This is a genomic window from Rahnella sp. RcJ3, assembly GCF_009498575.1.
GTDB lineage: Bacteria > Pseudomonadota > Gammaproteobacteria > Enterobacterales > Enterobacteriaceae > Rahnella > Rahnella aceris.
On the sequence record NZ_QSNX01000005.1, the window covers coordinates 92,678 to 112,183 of the forward strand.

The 19,506-nt window shown below is 53.8% G+C and carries 15 protein-coding genes; 9 read left to right on the plus strand and 6 right to left on the minus strand.

What is annotated here, in order from left to right; all coding sequences use genetic code 11:
• Nucleotides 1-44 precede the first annotated feature (44 nt).
• Nucleotides 45-1,337, minus strand: a complete 1,293-nt coding sequence (locus DXU84_RS08445) for an MFS transporter (RefSeq protein WP_112152224.1) — start codon at nt 1,335-1,337, stop codon at nt 45-47.
• A gap of 140 nt (nt 1,338-1,477) precedes the next feature.
• Between DXU84_RS08445 and DXU84_RS08450 the strand changes: the two genes are divergently transcribed.
• The 5 genes from DXU84_RS08450 to DXU84_RS08470 all read left to right on the plus strand — a co-directional run bounded on the left by DXU84_RS08450 (nt 1,478) and on the right by DXU84_RS08470 (nt 6,984).
• A complete protein-coding gene (locus tag DXU84_RS08450) occupies nt 1,478-2,377 on the plus strand; it encodes a LysR family transcriptional regulator (protein ID WP_112198729.1) in 900 nt (299 codons plus the stop codon).
• A 167-nt stretch (nt 2,378-2,544) separates the two neighbouring features.
• A complete protein-coding gene (locus tag DXU84_RS08455) occupies nt 2,545-3,768 on the plus strand; it encodes an ROK family transcriptional regulator (protein ID WP_013575443.1) in 1,224 nt (407 codons plus the stop codon).
• Between the two features lie 323 nt (nt 3,769-4,091).
• Nucleotides 4,092-4,778 (plus strand): dethiobiotin synthase, encoded by a 687-nt coding sequence (gene bioD, locus DXU84_RS08460; RefSeq protein WP_013575444.1) that lies wholly within the window; start codon nt 4,092-4,094, stop codon nt 4,776-4,778.
• Nucleotides 4,779-4,817: 39 nt separating this feature from the next.
• Nucleotides 4,818-5,321, plus strand: coding sequence for a hypothetical protein (locus DXU84_RS08465; RefSeq protein WP_041673134.1), 504 nt, complete (start codon nt 4,818-4,820; stop codon nt 5,319-5,321).
• Nucleotides 5,322-5,490: 169 nt separating this feature from the next.
• Nucleotides 5,491-6,984 carry an MDR family MFS transporter gene (locus tag DXU84_RS08470; protein WP_013575446.1) on the plus strand — a complete coding sequence of 498 codons (1,494 nt, stop codon included), beginning with the start codon at nt 5,491-5,493 and terminating at the stop codon, nt 6,982-6,984.
• Here the strand turns inward: DXU84_RS08470 and DXU84_RS08475 are convergent.
• From DXU84_RS08475 to DXU84_RS08495, 5 genes are all read right to left on the minus strand, one after another.
• Nucleotides 6,981-8,639, minus strand: coding sequence for an iron ABC transporter permease (locus DXU84_RS08475; RefSeq protein ID WP_153375409.1), 1,659 nt, complete (start codon nt 8,637-8,639; stop codon nt 6,981-6,983). The two genes, DXU84_RS08470 and DXU84_RS08475, sit on opposite strands and share 4 nt — an antisense overlap.
• Nucleotides 8,640-8,688: 49 nt before the next feature.
• Nucleotides 8,689-9,630 carry an ABC transporter substrate-binding protein gene (locus DXU84_RS08480; protein ID WP_173362096.1) on the minus strand — a complete coding sequence of 314 codons (942 nt, stop codon included), beginning with the start codon at nt 9,628-9,630 and terminating at the stop codon, nt 8,689-8,691.
• Nucleotides 9,631-9,707: 77 nt separating this feature from the next.
• Complete coding sequence (locus DXU84_RS08485) at nt 9,708-10,457, minus strand: ABC transporter ATP-binding protein (RefSeq protein WP_112152228.1); 750 nt, start codon at nt 10,455-10,457, stop codon at nt 9,708-9,710.
• 296 nt (nt 10,458-10,753) lie between these two features.
• Complete coding sequence (araA, locus tag DXU84_RS08490) at nt 10,754-12,259, minus strand: L-arabinose isomerase (RefSeq protein ID WP_013575450.1); 1,506 nt, start codon at nt 12,257-12,259, stop codon at nt 10,754-10,756.
• Nucleotides 12,260-12,295: 36 nt separating this feature from the next.
• A complete protein-coding gene (locus DXU84_RS08495) occupies nt 12,296-13,975 on the minus strand; it encodes a ribulokinase (protein WP_013575451.1) in 1,680 nt (559 codons plus the stop codon).
• Between the two features lie 416 nt (nt 13,976-14,391).
• On the opposite strand from DXU84_RS08495, the gene DXU84_RS08500 reads away from it, so the two are divergent.
• From DXU84_RS08500 to araC, 4 genes are all read left to right on the plus strand, one after another.
• The gene (locus tag DXU84_RS08500; protein ID WP_013575452.1) at nt 14,392-15,378 is read left to right on the plus strand and encodes an arabinose ABC transporter substrate-binding protein; all 987 of its coding nucleotides are present in this window, start codon (nt 14,392-14,394) and stop codon (nt 15,376-15,378) included.
• A 251-nt stretch (nt 15,379-15,629) separates the two neighbouring features.
• A complete protein-coding gene (araG, locus tag DXU84_RS08505; protein WP_013575454.1) occupies nt 15,630-17,216 on the plus strand; it encodes an L-arabinose ABC transporter ATP-binding protein AraG in 1,587 nt (528 codons plus the stop codon).
• Between the two features lie 18 nt (nt 17,217-17,234).
• Nucleotides 17,235-18,239 carry an L-arabinose ABC transporter permease AraH gene (gene araH, locus DXU84_RS08510; RefSeq protein ID WP_013575455.1) on the plus strand — a complete coding sequence of 335 codons (1,005 nt, stop codon included), beginning with the start codon at nt 17,235-17,237 and terminating at the stop codon, nt 18,237-18,239.
• 176 nt (nt 18,240-18,415) lie between these two features.
• Nucleotides 18,416-19,351, plus strand: a complete 936-nt coding sequence (gene araC, locus DXU84_RS08515) for an arabinose operon transcriptional regulator AraC (RefSeq protein ID WP_013575456.1) — start codon at nt 18,416-18,418, stop codon at nt 19,349-19,351.
• The last annotated feature ends 155 nt before the right edge of the window (nt 19,352-19,506 follow it).

Sequence of the window (19,506 nt, forward strand, 5' to 3'; positions counted from 1 at the left end):
TTTGGGTTTGCTCCTCCCCCTGCGAAGGGTGAGGAGCAAACCAGTTAAACCGCTTTCGCCTCAGATAAGCTCATCAGCTTAAAGCCGACACCGACACCGGCAATCAGCATCAAACTGATAAACCCGGTAATCCCGTACCAGCCAAATGAGTGCCAGAAGAATCCGCCTGACGTCCCGGCGACGCTCGACCCTGCGTAATAACTGAAAAGGTATAACGAGGAAGCCTGTCCTTTTGCGCGGCGTGCACGACGCCCGATCCAGCCGCTGGCGACGGAGTGGGCGGCGAAGAACCCGCCGGTAACCAGGATCATACCGATGAAAATCAGCCAGACCGGCGAGAAGGCGGTGATCAAAATCCCCAGCAGCATGAGCGCTGTTGCGCCGATCAGCACCGGGCCGCGGCCATAAACACCGGTCAGCGCACCGGCTTTCGGCGAGCTGTAGGTACCCATCAGATAGACCACAGAGATAATGCCGACAATCGCCTGGCTCAGATTGTAGGGCGATGAAAGCAGACGGTAACCGATGTAGTTAAACATGGTCACGAAACTCCCCATCAGCAGGAAACCTTCGGCGAAAAGTAGCGGCAAGCCGCTGTCGCGCCAGTGCAGCTTGAAGTTAATCAGCAGCTTGCGTGGTTTCAGCGAGCTTGCCCGGAAATGTTTTGACGGCGGCAGAATGCGCCAGAACATAATTGCCGCCGCGAGCGCGAAGAAACCAACGACGGCAACGGCGATACGCCAGGAGAAGAAATCCGTCAGCACGCCGCTGACTAAACGTCCGCTCATGCCGCCGATAGAATTTCCGCTGATGTATAAGCCCATCGAGAAAGCGACCACGCTCGGGTGGATTTCCTCACTGAGATAAGTCATGGCGACTGCCGCCACGCCGCTCAGCGACAGGCCGATCAGCGCACGCATGATGAGAATGCCATCCCAGCTTTGCATAAAGGAACAGACCAGCGTGCAGCCCGCAGCGAGAAATAACGCCACCACCATTACTGATTTACGCCCGACGGCATCAGAAACTGGCCCGGTGAACAGCAGGCCAATCGCCATTAAACCGGTGGACAACGACAACGACAGGCTGCTGGTGGCCGGTGAAACGCCGAAATCATGCGACAACACCGGCAGGATTGGCTGGACGCAATACAGCAGGGCAAACGTCGCCAGACCCGCTGAAAACAGCGCAAGGGTGACGCGGATAAATTGCGGCGTACCACGTTTGATAAAAGGAGTTTTAAGTCCGGAGCGGGCGACGGGGGTTTCAGGATTTAACTCGTCGTCGTTAACTGAATCACTGGCTGGTGCAGCGGAAATCCGCCGGGAGGTTTTCACTGGAAGTCCTTAATACGGGGGCTGTAAAACTTAATTTTAAAATGTATAAGAATTTTAACGCTGCGAGGTTTATTGTCTAATATATTAATCAGTCAAAAACGATACGTTTAAAGTATCAATCTGGTGAATTAATCCACATCATGAACCACATCGAACTGCGTCATTTACGTTATTTCATCGCTGTTGCCGAGGAACTGCATTTTGGCCGGGCAGCGGAACGTCTGCACATGTCCCAGCCGCCGCTGAGCCAGCAAATTCAGGCGCTGGAAACCCATCTCGGCGCCGCGCTGTTTTACCGCAACAACCGCAGCGTGCGGCTGACGCAGGCGGGACAGGCGTTTCTGCCGGAAGCCCGGCAGATTTTGCAGCGTGTCGGTGAGGCGTCCGCTCAGGCGGCACGCATTCATCGCGGCGAGTCTGGCAATCTGACCCTCGGGCTGACCTCTTCGGCACCGTTTTTACGTCGTGTTTCCCGCACCTTGCACCGTTTTCGTCTGACCTATCCGGATGTCAATATTCGCATTGAGCAGCTCAACAGCAAGCAGCAGATCGAACCGTTACTGGAGGGAAAACTGGATCTGGGCATTATGCGTAATGGCGAGTTACCGGAGGAGCTGGAACACCATCTTGTGCTGTCCGAGCCGCTGATTGCTGTGGTGCACAAAGACCATCCGCTGAATGCGCTTAAAGAGGGTGAACTGACTTTTCAGCACCTTGCCGATCAGCCTTTTGTGTTTTTCTCCAAAGATGTCGGCACGTCGCTTTACGACGATATACTCGGCCAGCTCAAAGTGCAGGGGATCACGCCGTATATCACTCAGGAAGTCGGCGAACCGCTGACCATTATCGGCCTGGTCGCGGCCGGTCTCGGGGTGTCAATTTTGCCCGCTTCTTATCTGCGTATTCAGGTTGAAGGGGTGAGGTATTTGCGATTTGGCACACTGCAGGGCACGACAGAGCTTTGGCTGGTGAATCACGCACGGCGTCCTGCGACTGCCGCAGCCCGGGCATTTATGGATTTGTTGTTACACGAAGAATAAGGAGGCGAAGTCAGAAGATGCTGTATTTCCAGTCAATTCTGAGCGTGTTTTCGCGCAATTTGTGCACCAAATCACATAACGAATCAAATAGTTGACGACATATAACAAAAACTCCAACATAGCCCTAATCTTTATTTTGAAGCGCGAAAATAACAGGAGTTCCTTGAGTGATCCCCGACGGGCAACCAGGACATATAGATCAGATAAAACAAACCAATGTCGGTGCTGTGTACCGCCTGATAGATCAGTTTGGTCCTATTTCGCGCATTGAATTGTCAAAAAAAGCACAACTGGCTCCTGCCAGTATCACCAAGATAGTTCGTGAGTTAATCCAGGCGCATCTGGTGCTGGAAACTGAATTTCAGGATCCCGGTAGCCGCGGGCGTCCGGCCATTGGTTTAGCGCTCGATACGCAGGCCTGGCATTATCTTTCAGCACGTATCAGCCTCGGTTCCATTACCCTGGGTCTGCGTGATCTCAGCAGTAAACTGGTGGTAGAAGAAGTCCTCCCGCTGCCGGAACAGGCGTCGCAACCTCTGCTTAAACGTATTATTTCGGAAATCGATCAGTTTTTTATCCGTCATCAGCGCAAACTCGAACGTCTCACCGCCATCGCCATTACCTTACCGGGCATGATCGACGCACGGCGTGGCATTGTGCACCGCATGCCGTTTTATCATGACGTGTTTGATATGCCGCTGGGCGACACGCTGTCTGAGCACACCGGTTTGCCGGTGTATGTGCAGCACGATATCGGTGCCTGGACGCTGGCCGAGTTGCTATACGGTGCCTCCCGGGGCTGTAAAAATGTGGTACAGGTGGTGATTGATCACAACGTCGGAGCCGGGGTGATCACGGGCGGGCGCGTGTTGCACGCGGGCAGCAGCAGTGTGGCGGAAATCGGCCATACGCAGGTCGATCCTTACGGCAAGCGCTGTTATTGCGGCAATCACGGTTGCCTTGAAACTGTCGCCAGCACTGACAGCATTCTTGATCTGGTTCGTCAGCGGTTAACGGTCCCGGTTCCGGCCAGCTTACTGCATGGTGTGTCGCTGACTATCGAGGCCGTGTGTGATGCAGCAAACCGTGGCGATCAGCTAGCGCGTGATGTGATCATCAGCGTCGGACAAAGCGTTGGACGCATTCTGGCGATCATGGTTAATCTGTTTAATCCGGAGAAAGTGCTGATCGGCTCACCGCTGAATTTATCTCAGGATATTCTCCATCCCGCGATAATGTCCTGTATTCAGCAGCAATCGCTTCCCGCCTATAGCGAAAATATCAAACTTGAATCGACACAATTCTATAATCAGGGAACGATGCCCGGCGCGGCGTTAGTGAAAGATGCGTTATATAGCGGATCCCTGTTAATTAAATTACTGCAAGGCTAATATCCTGCAAAATTGAAGTTACTTCTGCATTGGCTGCATTTGTTCGCCCGAATCCTTGATCTTCGTCAGCGCATCGGGACTTTCTTCCTTGCCGCCCTGTCATAATTCCCATTAATTGGGATATATCATTAACCTGTGTTGGTAAATAAAAAAATATAAGCCCTCGGCATTAACTGCATGGACAGTCAACAAAACATTGCGCTAACGCAAACCGCTCTCATCCCGCATCGCCTAGACTTTCTGTCGTGACTTTGTCTCTGGCGGTGTGTTCTTACCGGAGACTATCTTTCAATAAGACGGAGAGATCCCGGAGCCTGAATTCCATGTTAACGCACTTTTTCGTCACGGGTACGGATGCCCGTGTAGGTAAAACCATTGTCACACGTGCCTTGCTTCAGGCTTTAGCCGCGCAGGATCGCTGCGTTTTAGGCTATAAACCTATTGCAACAGGCAGTCAGGAGCTGGCCGACGGGGTTCGAAATAAAGATGCGGTAACGCTCCAGCAGTCATCTTCAATTTCTTATCCTTTTAATAAAATAACTCCGCTGGCATTAGCTGATGAAGATATTTATGCCAGCCAGGTCCCTGAAAATGTTTTTGAAATAATGACTAACGGTCTTAATTTCATGCGTAAGGAGGCTGACTCCGTTGTAGTGGAAGGGTGCGACGGCTGGAGAACATTGATCACACCGCATCTTTTATATTCGGACTGGGTCCGCCAGCAAAATATGCCGGTAGTATTAGTGGTAGGTATTCAGGAAGGTTGTGTCAGCCATGCGTTATTAACCGCGCAGGCGATTATTGCGGATGGTTTACCACTGCTTGGTTGGGTGGCGAACCGCATTAATCCCTGTCTGGCTCATTACCAGGAAACGATTGATGCGCTCAGCGTCAATATTTCCGCACCGCTGCTCGGTGAAATTCCGTATTTACCTCGTGCGGAAAGCCGCGATATGGCGAAGTTTATCGACCTGTCCAGCTTTAACCTGGAAATGGTGATTAAAGTATGAGGCTGACGGTTTTTTAAAATTTATCATGGATGGAATTAAGTGCCTGAAAAACAGCAATATTCAAAATTGAACAGCATGTTGCTTAAACGCAAAATGATGAAAGTGATCGACCCTAAATGTGTCGATCAGGAACCCGCTAATCCGTTATATGTTTATGAAGTTATCCGTCAGGCGGCGGGAAATTATAAACTTGTTAATATAATGGATCCTCAACGCACCCTTGTACCAAATGGAGGTGGCTGGGTGTTTGCTATCATGGATGATGCTCCGGGGGCTGTTATTTGCGGCAAGGCAGATTATCAAAATGTCCATGGACATACTTCTCTTACGGGTATCTGTGAACATAAAAAAGGGGGAGTGATAATAGAAAGGGAACGCGGAGTTTATTTCGCTGGTGAGCTCGTATTTAGTGCCGGGCGACTGACGCGCTGGACTAATGGTAGTGGACATTTTGCTCCCTCCCGCTCATTGGCTTTTTCCAACTTATTAGCCCCCGTACGCCTCACTTTACCCATCCATTTATTCAGGCCAGAGGACGCATAATCGCTTTCTCAATAAATCATCTTTTTTTAGTCAACACTTATAACTGATGTTGTCATAATTAAACTGTCCTTAACAGGCGCTGTGTGCAAACCCGGCGCCTCTTTTTTGTCTATAATTTGGTATCTGCCTGCGTGCACTCATCAAAACAATGCTAAAGAAAACAAAGAACATGGCCGTCAATCATCCTGAAGTAAAGTCTGCTGTTAAATCTTCTCACCGACCTCTAATCCTTGCCGCCTGCATGTTGTCGATGTTTATGGCCGCCGTAGAAGTGACCATTGTCGCGACGGCGATGCCAACCATTATTGGCGATCTGGGTGGGTTCTCGCTGCTCGGTTGGGTGTTCGCCGTCTATCTGCTGACGCAGGCGATCAGCGTACCCATCTACGGGCGGCTGGCGGATTTGTATGGTTGCCGGAAAATGTTTTTCATCGGTACCACGCTGTTTCTGATCGGCTCTGTTCTGTGCGGATTCGCCCCTTCGCTTGGCTGGATGATCGGCTTTCGTGCCCTGCAGGGACTGGGTGCAGGGGCAATCACGCCGATAGCCACCACGCTGATTGCCAATGTGTACGGCCCGCAGGAAAGGGCAAAAGCGCAGGGATATTTGTCCAGCGTATGGGGCGTTTCGGCGATTGTCGGCCCGCTGATGGGAGCGTTTATTGTTTCCCATTTCCCGTGGGCGGTGGTGTTTTGGGTGAACGTGCCTGTCGGCCTGGTGGCGATGATCATTCTGGTGAAATACCTGCCGCCGGACGGACAGCGTAAACCACATAAGCTGGATCTGGCCGGTACCGGTTATCTGACCCTTTCTGTCGCGGCCTTACTCCTGGCGCTGTTGCAGGCTGAAGTGCTGGGTTACTGGGCGTTGGCACTGATGGCATTAGCCGTTTGCAGCGCATGGCTGCTTATCCGCCAGGAGCGTAAAACGCCGGAGCCTTTGTTCCCGCTGGCGCTGTGGCAAAGCAAAGTGATTATTGCCGGAAATGTTGGCGGGTTGATCATTGGCGCCACCATGATGGGTATCAGCGCATTTTTGCCAACCTATGTGCAGGGCGTACTCGGCGGAACGCCGTTACAGGCGGGCACCACGCTGGCGCTGATGTCGATTGGCTGGCCGCTGGCGAGCATGTTCAGCAGCCGTCTGATGCAGGCGACTTCATACCGTGCAACGGCGGTCATTGGCGGATTATTGCTGGTCGGCGGAAGTCTGGCGCTGTTGCTGCTTTCGCCATCGTCCGGTTTGTGGATGGCGCGTCTGGCGGCATTTTCGATTGGCGCGGGCATGGGGTTGTGTAATACCACCTTTATTGTCTCGGTGCAAAACAGCGTTGAACCGGCTATCCGCGGCATCGCGACGGCCTCAACACTCTTTACCCGTATGCTGGGTTCCGCCATTGGCACCGCGGTGCTTGGCGCAACGTTGAATCTGAATCTGCAATATCGTCTGCCGCAGGTAAACGATCCGGTACAGCTGTTGATGGAGAAAGCCACCCGCAGCGCAATGGATAGCCAGCAACTGGGTGCTCTGACCGACAGCGTGGCGGCGTCGCTGCACTGGGTATTTGTGGTGTCTGCAGTGATTTCGCTACTGGCAGTCGCCGCCGGTTTGCTGATCCCCTCCGGTGACCGCCCGCACGCTGAACCGCAGCGGGAAAGCTAAGCCGGGGGCCGTTGTTGCAGCCTGACCGCAATCAACATCAGCGTCAGGCTCAGCAGCACTGCAACCGACGCCATCGCCATCCCGTCGCCCACCGAACCCTGTTCAAACTGACGCCAGACATACACCGATACGGTCTGTACGCCCGCCGGTGAAAGCAGCAGGGACGTCACCAGTTCCCGTGACGCCACGGCAAAAACCATCATCATTGATGCCAGCAGGCTCGGAAATACCAGCGGCAGCAGGATCAGACGCAATGTCTGCGCCGCCGTGGCACCGTGCACCCGTGCGGCGGCGTCCAGATTGCCGCCAATCTGCTTCAACGCGGCGCTGACATAACGCACCGGATAAGGCAGCAACAGGCAGCAGTAAGCCAGCAGCAGAATTCCCCAGGTGTTGTACGGCGTCACCGGCCAGAAACTGCGGTTCCAGGCCAGAATCAGACCGACACCCACCACAATCCCCGGCAATGCTGCCGGTAACAGCGATAAACCGTCGATAACCGCCGCACCGCGAATTTTTCGTGCCACTACCAGCCACGAGGCAAGAAAGCCGGTCGCCCCGGCGATCAGCGCGGTACCCAGCGCCAGACTGAGGCTGGTCGACAGCGCACTCAGCGCGTCGCCGTGCGCGGCAAACAGATTACTGAAGTGGCGGAAGGTCAGATTCTGCCACGACAGCCCGCCGGACAACGTGCGGGAAAACGCCGTGGCCAGTGTGGAGACAATCGGCAGTGCGACGGCAATCACTGCCACCGCTGTAAACAACATCAGCACCGGAATTGTCCAGACTCCCGGCGTTTTTTGTTTCACGTCCGCCGGTTTGCCGGTCACGCTTTCCACATTCTTGCCCGCCAGCACTGCACGCTGAACGCTGTACGCACAAAGCGCAATTGCTACCAGCATCAGCGACAGCACTGCCGCGCCGGGCAGGTCGATCGGCCAGTCGGCAAGGCGCTGTTCGATGCCGGTGGTGAGCATCAGAATGCCGCTGCGCGAACCCAGCGCGCCGGGCACGCCGTATTCTTCAATCGACAGCGTAAACGCCAGTAACAAACTGGAGGCCATTGCCGGTAACGCCATGGGTAAAGTGATGCGCAAAAATGCCCGCCACGGACCCGCACCATGAATACGCGCAACATCTGCCAGACGACTGCCGCTGGCGGCCATGCTGCGCGATACCGCGAAATACACGACCGGAAACACATTCAGCGTCATCACCATCACCATGCCCGGCAGCGAAAACAAAAAATCATTCAGATGCAGCCACGGCAGCAGTTGCTGGACATAACCGTGGGTCTGTAACGCCATCATCCATGACAGCGCGGCAATATACGGCGGTAAAAGGAAGGGCACCAGAAACAGGATGTCCCACAGCGCGGCGGCGGGTAGCACGAACAGGCCGCGCAAGGCACCTAATGGAATGCCAATCAGGCCGCTGCATATCGCCACGCCCAGACCGACTTTTAATGTTGTCGCGAACAGTTCACGTAACTGAGGTTCTTGGAAAACACGATAAAATGCACTGAACGGTGCCGAATAACTGCCGGCATCCAGATGCGGAAAGACCGCCTGTAAAATCACAAAACTGACCGGCACCGCGACCAGCAGTAACAGCGCAATGCCCGTCATGCCCGGCAGGAAAGCATTTCTATTCATTGATTAAATCTCAGAAGCGGGCTGCTTTTTCAAACAGCCCGGGAAGGGATTATTGCTGTCCGAACAGTTTCGCGAAGCGGTCGAGAACGTCTTTACGTGATGCGGAAGCCTGTGATGCTTCCGGTAATAATTTCAGCGATTTAAACAGCGGGCGTTTGGCGTCGATATCCGTACGGGCCGGCATCAGCCAGGCATCGGCGACCAGTTTCTGGCCTTCAGGCGACAGCGCGTAATCGATAAAGGCTTTGGCTTCTTTGGGCTGCTGGCTGGATTTGAGGATCATCATCGGGCGCGGGGCGATAACCGTTCCGCTGCTCGGGAAAATCACTTTGACCGATTCACCGTCCTGCATACTGGCGTAAGACACATAATCAACCGCGCCAAATACCGCAGCTTTCGCGCCCTGTAAGACCGGCGTCAGCGCCTGTGCGTTGGGTCCGGCGATAATCATGCCGTTGGCTTTCAGATCCTCAAACAGTTTCCAGGCCTGTTGCGCGTGGGCATTTTGTAGACCGATCAGCAAATCCAGAGACGCCCCGGAGAGAGACGGATCCGGCGTGGTCACTTTGTCTTTGAATTCCGGTTTGGCTAAATCGCCCCAGTCTTTAGGCTCGGTCGTCCCACTTTTTGTGTTCCAGACGATGCCCAGTGCGGAAATACCCTGAGCGACGTAATAGGGGGTTTTAAACTGCGCGGGAACCTGTGCCGCATTGGGGCTTTGGTATTCAAGCAACCAGCCACGTTGTTCGAGATCGGTTGCGGTATCCCAGGATGCTGAGATAAGTATATCGGCCCGCGGGTTGGCCTGTTCGGCTTCCAGGCGAGCCATCACTTTGCCGGTTGTTGCCTGGAACACATCGACTTTTACGCCGGTTTGTTTTTCATAGCCTGCCGCCAGTTTTTTTGCCAGCGAGCCCGGCCCGGCGGTGTAGAGCGTCAGTGCCTGAGCGTTGCCTGCCGCCATTGCGAGAGAAAGAGTCATTGCTGTCATTACGCCTGTTTTGGTACGGGAAAACGTTTTGGAGGTTTTGTTGTGTGTGCGGGTCATCATTTTCATTCCATCAAAGGTTAAGCAACAAAAGGTGAAACAACGGAAGGGTCAATCTGGTCAATGCTGGCGATCGCGCCTTTGTCCATGCGCGCAATGCGGTGAGCGAGTGCGTGAGCCTCGTGCTGATCGTGGGTGACATACACCGCCGTGGTGCCGAGCTGGCGCAACAATGTTGCCATTTCCTCGCACAGGCTTTCCCGCAGGTCGCGGTCAAGATTCGACAGCGGCTCGTCGAACAGCAAAATGCGTGGCTCAGCCACAATGGCGCGGGCGAGGGCCACACGCTGTTGCTGACCGCCGGAAAGTTCGGCAGGGCGGCGGGAGACAAAATCCGCCAGTCCGACGCGCTCCAGCGCCGCCATCACTTTCTCCTGCTGTATCGCACCGCGGATGCCGCGCATCTGCAACGGAAACGCGACGTTCTGGCGCACGGTCATGTGCGGCCACAGGGCATAATCCTGAAAGGCCATGCCGAGATTGCGTTTTTCCGGTGGCAGACTGATTTTCCCGCTGGCGACAGTGACACCATCGAAGCTGATTTGTCCTGACGCAGGATGGAGTAATCCCGCCAGCATTTTCAGCAGAGTACTTTTTCCGCAGCCGGAAGGGCCAAGCAGGGCGAGGATCGTGCCTTCCGGCACGGATAAATTGACGTGATTGAGTACCGGGTTGCTCCCAAAGAAATGGGACACCTGATGGACAGAGATCGCGGGGGGAGAAGACATGCGCGAAGGCGCATTCCCGCTGGCTGTAGCTGGAATGATCATGGTTGGTACTATCCTCTTTGGGACTTATTAGTGCAGGTGAGGGTAAAGGGGGAATGTGACGGACGGATGACAGTTTCTGTTCGTTCTTGTCGGGGATGCTTAAGAAATGTGAAGACTGGCTGGGGCGACTCCCTCCCCTGCGAAGGGGAGGGTTGGGGTGGGGTATTAAGGAAAAATCAAAGACTTGAAGTGTACTTTGACAGCGTGTTTGGCTTTAAAACCCCCTCCCGGCCTCCCCCTTCGCAGGGGGAGGAGCAAAGAAAAAACTGCTCTTTGAAGTGGGAGGAGCAAACAAATCAGCGACTGCAAAGTTTGTAATAAACTTCATTCCACCGGATCTGATTCTTGAAGTCCGGCAACGTCGTGTCGTTATCGATCACCAGCAATTCAATCCCGGAAAATTCCGCATATAACCGCAGCGCGTCAATATCCAGTGCCTGAGAGAACACGGTATGGTGCGCGCCGCCGCCGAGGATCCACGCTTCTGCCGCTGTTGCCAGTGATGGCTGGGCTTTCCAGATAGCGCGCGCAACCGGCAGTTTTGGCAGCGGGTGTGGCTGTTCGATGGTATCCACCAGATTGACCAGCAGACGGAAGCGGTCGCCCATGTCGATGACGCTGGCATTGACCGCCGGACCTGCCGGTGTGGAGAAAATCAGACGCGCCGGATCCGCTTTACCGCCTATGCCGAGATATTGCGCATCAAGCAGCGGTTTCTCTTCTTTGGCAATCGACGGACACACTTCCAGCATGTGCGAGCCCACCACCAGATCACTGCCTGGTTTGAAGTGGTAGGTGTAATCCTCCATGAAAGAAGTGCCGCCTTTCAGACCGCTGGCCATGACTTTCATGATGCGCAGCAGGGCAGACGTTTTCCAGTCACCTTCGCCACCAAAGCCGTAGCCTTTCTGCATCAGACGCTGGACTGCCAGCCCGGGCAGTTGTTTCATGCCGTGCAGATCTTCAAAGTTGGTCGTGAATGCCCCGAATTTACCTTGTTCGAGGAAACGGGTCATACCAAGTTCAATTTTGGCAGCATCCAGCAAGTTTTCACGACGTTCGCCGTTAATTTTTACCGCATCCGTCAGGCGATAGGTGGCTTCATATTCTTCCACCAGCGTATCGATGTCGCCTTTGCTGACTTCGTTGATTACGCTGACCAAATCACCAATTCCGTAGGCACTGATGCTGTAGCCGAACTGGATTTGGGCGGCGACTTTATCGCCTTCGGTGACAGCAACTTCACGCATGTTATCGCCAAAACGTGCCACTTTCAGGTGCTGGCTTTCGTTTTTGGCGGCAGCAACGCGCATCCACTGGGCGATACGGCGGTGAGATTCACCGTCCTGCCAGTGACCGGCTACCACGGTGTGTTGCTGACGCATACGGGCACCGATGAAGCCGAATTCACGGCCACCATGCGCGGTCTGGTTCAGGTTCATGAAGTCCATGTCCATGGTTTCCCATGGGATTTCAGCATTGAATTGCGTATGGAACTGCATCAGCGGCTTATGCAGGATGCTCAGCCCGGCAATCCACATTTTGGCCGGCGAGAAGGTATGCAGCCAGGTGATGATGCCCACGCAGGCGTTGTCATAGTTGGCTTCACGGCACAATGCGGTGATTTCGTCCGGCGTGGTCACCAGCGGTTTGAGCACCAGTTTTATCGGCAAACCGGCTTCGCTGTTCAGGCTACTGACCACCTTCTCGGCGTTCTCTTTTACCTGACGTAATGCCTGCGGACCGTACAGATGCTGACTGCCAATGGCGAACCACACTTCGAGATGTTTAAACGCGTCCATTTATTACTCCTGAATATCGGATAGATGAAATACGGGTTAATGCGCCGGTTTCGCTGCAAACAGCGGTTCAGTCGTGGCACACCATTGCTGATAACGTTCGTACAGGCGCTGATATTGCGCGACGCGCTGCGGATCCGGTGTCAGCGTACGTTCGATGCTGCAGGCCATTTTTTCCTGTGCGGCAGGAACATCTTTGAACTCCCCGGCAGCGACGGCGGCGAAAATCGCGGCACCCAGTGCGCAGCACTGATCGGAAGCGACAATTTGCAACGGACGGTTCATCACATCGGCGCAAACCTGCATGATGACCGGCGATTTACGCGCGATGCCCCCGAGCGTCAGCACGTTTTCCACCGGAATATCCTGCTGTTCGAAACATTCCATGATGGCGCGCGCGCCAAAAGCGGTCGCTGCGATAAAGCCGCCGAACAGTTCAGGTGCTTCTGTGCCCAGATTGATATCGGTAATGACACCTTTCAGGCGCTGGTTGGCAAACGGTGTACGGCGGCCGTTAAACCAGTCGAGCACCAGCGGCAGATGATCCAGTTTCGGATGAGCGGCCCAGGCCACAGTGAGATCGGTCAGCAGATTTTTTTGCAGGCTGGTCAGTTGCGGTGCCATTTCCGGATGGGCTTTGGCGGCCTGAATCAGCGGCCAGCTCAGCAGACGGCTGAACCAGGCGTACATGTCGCCGAAAGCGGATTGTCCGGCTTCCATCCCGATCATGTCCGGCACGACGCTGCCTTCCACCTGTCCGCAGATCCCGGCGATAGCACGGTCGTTTACGCGTTCTTTATCGGCGATCAGGATGTCGCAGGTAGAGGTGCCGATCACTTTGACCAGCGTATAAGGCTGTGCGCCCGCGCCGACTGCCCCCATATGGCAGTCGAATGCGCCGCCCGAAAGCACCACACTGGCGGGTAAGCCAAGACGTTCTGCCCATTCAGGTGTCAGTGTGCCAACAGCCTGTTCGGCGGTGACGGTGTCGGTAAACAGCGGATAGGGCAGATGTTCAACCAGCAGCGGATCGAGGGCGGCAAAGAACGCTTTTGGTGGCAGGCCGCCCCATGACGGATGCCAGAGCATTTTGTGTCCGGCGCTGCAACGTCCGCGCACCACTTTGTCCGGTGCGGTGGTGCCGGAAAGCAGGGCGGGCACCCAGTCGCACAATTCAACCCATGACGCGGCTGCTTGTTTAACCGCAGCATCAGCACGGGAAACGTGCAGGATTTTCGCCCAGAACCATTCTGAGGAATAAACGCCGCCGATATAGCGGGAATAGTCGGGGAAATCGCCGCTGCGACACAGACGGTTGATCTCTTCCGCTTCTTCTATTGCCGTATGATCTTTCCAGAGCACAAACATGGCATTCGGGTTTTCGGCAAATTCCGCTTTCAGCGCCAGAATGTTGCCTTCCTCATCGACAGGAGCGGGGGTTGAGCCGGTGGAATCGACGCCGATACCCACCACGCGCGCAGCACGCTCGCTGCCCAGCCGTTGCACTACGTTTTTAATCGCCTGTTCCATTGCCTCTATATAGTCGAGCGGGTGATGGCGGAACTGATTTATTGCCGCATCACAATAGCGACCTTCATTCCAGCGCGGATAATAAACCACATCGGTTTCCATCTCGGCACCGGTCTGACAATCCACAGCCAGGGCACGGACGGAATCGCTGCCAAAATCAAGACCAAGAGCAATCGCACCTTGCGTCATTCTTTCTCACTCCTTCAGGTTTGCCGTAGTCATTACGGCGGCGAATCGAATTGCTCTAACAGTAGGAGGATGCAAAAAAGTGAGTGAGGAGGCGTTAGCTGGAAGTATGCACAAATCTGCTCCCAATGATGTTTCTGTGAGGTTGGTCAAATGTTAGCGTTTGGCTAAAATCGCTATATCTATGCACAAACCTGCTGTTTTCCCGCCGTGTGATAGCGCTCTACATTCCGCTGCAAAATTACCGCTAAAACTTAACCCGTCTTACAAGAGAGTGTGACGCAAATCCTCTATAAACTGGACTTCGCCGCACTTTCACTTTGTTTCTTTACGCTACTGATAACGTTTTCACGATTGCGGCAAACCACCAGATTTAAGACTGTGATTGTGAAAAACAACAATAAAAGTCGGAGAACATCATGCATAAATTCACTAAGGCATTAGCGGCGGTCGGGTTAGCTGCCCTTATGTCACATTCAGCTATGGCAGCCGAGAATCCGAAGCTGGGCTTCCTGGTTAAACAGCCGGAAGAGCCGTGGTTCCAGACTGAATGGCGGTTCGCAGATAAAGCCGGTAAGGATCTCCACTTCGACGTCATTAAAATCGCCGTGCCGGATGGTGAAAAAACGTTGAATGCAATCGACAGCCTGGCGGCCAACGGGGCGAAAGGCTTTGTCATCTGTACGCCGGATCCGCGTCTCGGCCCTGCCATCATGGCGAAAGCGCGCAGCTATGACATGAAAGTGATCCAGGTGGATGACCAGTTTGTGAATGCCAAAGGCAAGCCAATGGAAGAAGTGCCATTAGTCATGATGGCCGCGACCAAAATCGGCGAACGTCAGGGGCAGGAACTGTACAAAGAAATGCAAAAACGTGGCTGGAAAGTCGCTGATACCGGCGTGATGGCCATTACTGCCGATGAACTCGATACGGCGCGCCGCCGCACCTCCGGTTCAATGGAGGCACTGAAAGCTGCCGGTTTCCCGGAAAAACAAATCTACAAAGTCCCGACTAAATCTAACGACATCCCGGGCGCACTGGATGCCGGTAACTCCCTGCTGGTGCAACATCCTGAAGTGAAAAACTGGCTGATCATCGGCATGAACGACAACACCGTATTGGGTGGCGTGCGTGCAACCGAAGGTCAGGGCTTTAAAGCGGCTAACGTGATCGGCATCGGCATCAACGGTGTGGATGCAGTGAATGAGTTGTCAAAAAGCGCCCAGACTGGCTTCTACGGTTCCCTGTTACCTAGCCCGGATATCCACGGTTACAAAAGTATCCAGATGCTGAATGAATGGGTTACCAAAGGCGTTGAACCACCGAAATTTACCGAAGTGACGGATGTTGTCCTGATTACCCGCGACAACTTCAAAGAAGAGCTGAAGAAAAAAGGTCTTATGTGATCTTCAGATGTGGTTGAAACAAGCAATACCCCTAAATAATTCGAGTTGCAGGAAGGCGGCAAGTGAGCGAGTCCCGATGAGCTTACATAAGTAAGTGATTCGGGTGAGTAAGCGTAGCCAACGCATCTGCGACTTGAAGTATGAAGGGGAGAGACGCTGCTGCAGAACGGACGACAGTTTTAAATAGTTTGAACTGTTTTCTGCTTTGCAGTGGCGTGCATCCATACTTACTCAACTTCCAGGTAGCCACTATGACTCAGCAATCTTTCGATAATAAGACGCCTTTGCTGACACCGTCACTGACGGAGTTTGATGCGGCCAGGCCGTATCTGGAATTCCATGACATTGGCAAAACTTTTCCGGGCGTGAAAGCGCTGGACGGTATTTCATTCAATTGTTACGCCGGACAAATTCATGCGCTGATGGGCGAAAACGGAGCGGGGAAATCCACCCTGCTGAAGATCCTCAGCGGGAACTATCAGCCTTCCCAGGGCAATATTCATATCAAAGGCCAGCCGGTCGCGTTCAGCCATACCACGGATGCGCTCGATGCCGGTGTGGCGATCATTTATCAGGAACTCCATCTGGTGCCGGAAATGACGGTAGCAGAGAACATTTATCTCGGGCAGTTGCCGAGCAAACACGGTTTTGTAAACCGTAAATTGCTGCGTTACGAAGCCAAACTTCAGCTTGAACATCTCGGGCTGGATATCGACCCCGATACACCGCTGAAATATCTCTCCATCGGCCAGTGGCAGATGGTGGAAATTGCCAAGGCGCTGGCGCGCAATGCCAAAATTATTGCATTCGATGAACCTACCAGTTCGCTTTCTGCACGCGAAATTGAACAATTGTTCCGTGTTATCCGTGAGTTACGGGCGGAAGGGCGTGTGATTTTATATGTCTCACATCGTATGGAAGAGATCTTTGCATTAAGTGACGCCGTCACCGTTTTCAAAGACGGACGTTACGTTCGCACCTTTGACGACATGACGCAGGTGGATAACAGCAAGCTGGTGCAGGCGATGGTTGGCCGTAATCTCGATGACATTTACGGTTACGCGCCGCGTCCGCACGGCGAAATTCGCCTTGAACTGGATGAGGTGAAAGCACCGGGCGTGAGAACGCCGGTCAGCCTGACGGTACGTCAGGGCGAAATCGTCGGCCTGTTCGGGCTGGTGGGTGCAGGGCGCAGTGAGCTGATGAAAGGATTATTTGGTGGTACGCGTATTACCGGCGGTACCGTCCGGCTGGACGGTGTAGCGCTGAATATTCGTAAACCGGCAGATGCGATCCGCCAGGGCATCATGTTGTGTCCGGAAGACCGCAAAGCTGACGGCATTATTCCTGTGCACTCGGTGCGCGACAACATCAACATCAGCGCCCGTCGCAAAACGGTGAAGGCAGGGTGCCTGATCAACAACGCCTGGGAAGCGAAAAATGCGCGTAAACATATCGATGCGCTGAATATCAAAACCCCCAGCGACCAGCAACTGATCATGAACCTTTCAGGGGGCAATCAGCAAAAAGCCATTCTGGGCCGCTGGTTGTCGGAAGAAATGAAAGTCATTTTGCTGGATGAACCAACGCGGGGTATCGACGTTGGCGCCAAGCATGAAATTTATAATGTGATTTATTCACTGGCAAAACAAGGCATTGCGGTGCTGTTTGCGTCCAGTGATTTACCGGAAGTGCTGGGTCTGGCCGACAGGGTGGTGGTGATGCGCGAAGGCGCAATCTCCGGCGAACTGTTGCATGACGACGCCACCGAAGAAAAAGCGCTGGGTCTCGCTATGTTGCGCACGCCAGTTCTTGATTCTGCCCATGACGCTGCCTGACTGAGGAGCAAAAATATTATGTCGAGTATGACAACCAATTCAGCCAAACCGGATCAACCTTCAGCAGCCTCACGCGGCGGCCAGGGTCTGATGCGTATCTGGGACAGTTACGGCATGTTAGTGGTGTTCGCCGTGCTGTTTATCGCCTGTACCATTTTCGTGCCAAACTTCAGTTCTTTCATCAACATGAAAGGGTTGGGGCTGGCGATTTCGATGTCCGGCATGGTGGCCTGCGGGATGCTGTTCTGTCTGGCTTCCGGTGACTTCGATCTGTCTGTTGCATCGGTGATTGCCTGTGCGGGCGTTACCACCGCCGTGGTGATCAACATGACCGAAAGCCTGTGGATCGGCGTTGCTGCCGGTTTACTGCTCGGGATGCTGACCGGTTTGCTCAACGGTTTTGTTATCGCCCGTCTGAAAATCAATGCGCTGATCACCACGCTTGCCACTATGCAGATTGTGCGCGGTCTTGCGTACATCATTTCTGACGGTAAAGCGGTGGGCATCGAAGACGAACGTTTCTTCACCCTCGGTTATGCCAACTGGCTGGGGCTGCCTGCACCCATCTGGCTGACGGTCGGCTGTCTGATCATCTTTGGTCTGTTGCTGAACAAAACTACCTTCGGGCGTAACACGCTGGCGATTGGCGGTAATGAAGATGCGGCGCGTCTGGCCGGTGTGCCGGTGGTGCGAACGAAAATCATCATCTTCGTGCTGTCCGGGCTGGTATCAGCGGCGGCGGGGATCATTCTGGCGTCACGTATGACCAGCGGCCAGCCGATGACCTCACTGGGCTTCGAGCTGATCGTTATCTCTGCCTGCGTACTGGGTGGCGTTTCCCTGAAAGGCGGTATCGGTAAAATTTCCTATGTGGTTTCCGGGATCCTCATTCTGGGTACCGTGGAAAATGCCATGAACCTGCTGAACATTTCTCCGTTCTCGCAATATGTGGTTCGTGGCTTGATCCTGCTGGCGGCAGTTATCTTCGACCGCTACAAACAGAAAGCGAAAAAGACCGTTTAATCTGGTTTTGTGATAACGCTTTCACGCAATCATCACGCGGCATTTAACGCTATTACGGGTTAAATGCCGAAAAAACGCGTGGTTGTTCACAATTTAGCAACCTTTACTGGCAGCGTTTTCACTGCCGATTAGAATAGATGAAAAGTCCATAGTCCAGTGAAGTTTCAGGAGGTTCGATGTATCACCGTATGATTCAGGATCAGCAGCAAAATCCGCTGTTACCGGGTTACAGTTTCAATGCCTATCTGGTCGCCGGTATGACACCTATCCTTGCTGACGGGCCACTGGATTTCGCCATCGACCGTCCGGGTGGAATGAAAGGCTACATTCTTAATTTGACGGTGAAGGGGCAGGGTAAAGTCTTCGACGGCGAAGACACGTTCTACTGCAATCCCGGTGATCTGCTGTTATTCCCACCGAAAGCCCGCCATCTTTACAGTCGTTCTGCCAACGCCGACTCCTGGTATCATCGCTGGGTGTATTTCCGCCCGCGCGCCTACTGGGCAGACTGGCTGGAATGGCACACCAAAACCCGCGATGTCGGGCGTCTTTCTTTACCGAATAATACCTTGTTGCTGGAATTTGACCGTCTGTTTGCCAACATCGAACAAACGCAAAAATCGGGGCGACGTTTTTGCGAAGAGCTGGGGATGAATCTGCTGGAACGTCTGTTGCTGCGTGCCATGGAAGAAGATCCGCAGAGTCCGCAGAAAATCATGGACCCACGTGTCATCGAAGCCTGCCAGTTTATTACCGGCAATCTGGCGGGTGAGCTGCGTATCGATGAAGTCGCCCGCCATGTTTGCCTCTCACCATCGCGGCTGGCGCATTTATTCCGTGAACAGGTCGGGATCAACATCCTGCGCTGGCGCGAAGATCAGCGGGTGATCCGCGCCAAACTTTTATTACAGACGACGCAGGAATCCATCGCGACGATTGGCCGCGTGGTGGGATATGACGATCAGTTGTATTTCTCGCGGGTCTTCCGTAAACGGGTGGGGGTCAGCCCGAGTGATTTCCGCCGCCGGAGTGTGGAGATTAACTATCCGGCCAAGCCGTATAAATCACATCCGTGGCCTGAGCATGAAAATGCCGTGGCGTATCATTTTTGAGTTTTTGCCTTGCTCTTCTCCCATAGCAGGGGAAAGTCAAAGCACTGAACTGCTCCCTCCCCTGCGAAGGGGAGGGTTGGGGTGGGGTATTAAGGTCAAATAAATAAGTTGAAGTTTGCTTTGGTATAGGTGTTAGCCTTTAAAACCCCCTCCCG

Bases quoted from the DNA above. Each gene is read 5' to 3' on its own strand.
- DXU84_RS08450 (WP_112198729.1), top strand. From the start codon at position 1,478: ATGAACCACATCGAACTGCGTCATTTACGTTATTTCATCGCTGTTGCC.
- bioD (WP_013575444.1), top strand. From the start codon at position 4,092: ATGTTAACGCACTTTTTCGTCACGGGTACGGATGCCCGTGTAGGTAAA.
- DXU84_RS08470 (WP_013575446.1), top strand. From the start codon at position 5,491: ATGGCCGTCAATCATCCTGAAGTAAAGTCTGCTGTTAAATCTTCTCAC.
- DXU84_RS08475 (WP_153375409.1), bottom strand. From the start codon at position 8,639: ATGAATAGAAATGCTTTCCTGCCGGGCATGACGGGCATTGCGCTGTTA.
- DXU84_RS08480 (WP_173362096.1), bottom strand. From the start codon at position 9,630: ATGACAGCAATGACTCTTTCTCTCGCAATGGCGGCAGGCAACGCTCAG.
- DXU84_RS08485 (WP_112152228.1), bottom strand. From the start codon at position 10,457: ATGATCATTCCAGCTACAGCCAGCGGGAATGCGCCTTCGCGCATGTCT.
- araA (WP_013575450.1), bottom strand. From the start codon at position 12,259: ATGGACGCGTTTAAACATCTCGAAGTGTGGTTCGCCATTGGCAGTCAG.
- DXU84_RS08495 (WP_013575451.1), bottom strand. From the start codon at position 13,975: ATGACGCAAGGTGCGATTGCTCTTGGTCTTGATTTTGGCAGCGATTCC.
- DXU84_RS08500 (WP_013575452.1), top strand. From the start codon at position 14,392: ATGCATAAATTCACTAAGGCATTAGCGGCGGTCGGGTTAGCTGCCCTT.
- araG (WP_013575454.1), top strand. From the start codon at position 15,630: ATGACTCAGCAATCTTTCGATAATAAGACGCCTTTGCTGACACCGTCA.
- araH (WP_013575455.1), top strand. From the start codon at position 17,235: ATGTCGAGTATGACAACCAATTCAGCCAAACCGGATCAACCTTCAGCA.
- araC (WP_013575456.1), top strand. From the start codon at position 18,416: ATGTATCACCGTATGATTCAGGATCAGCAGCAAAATCCGCTGTTACCG.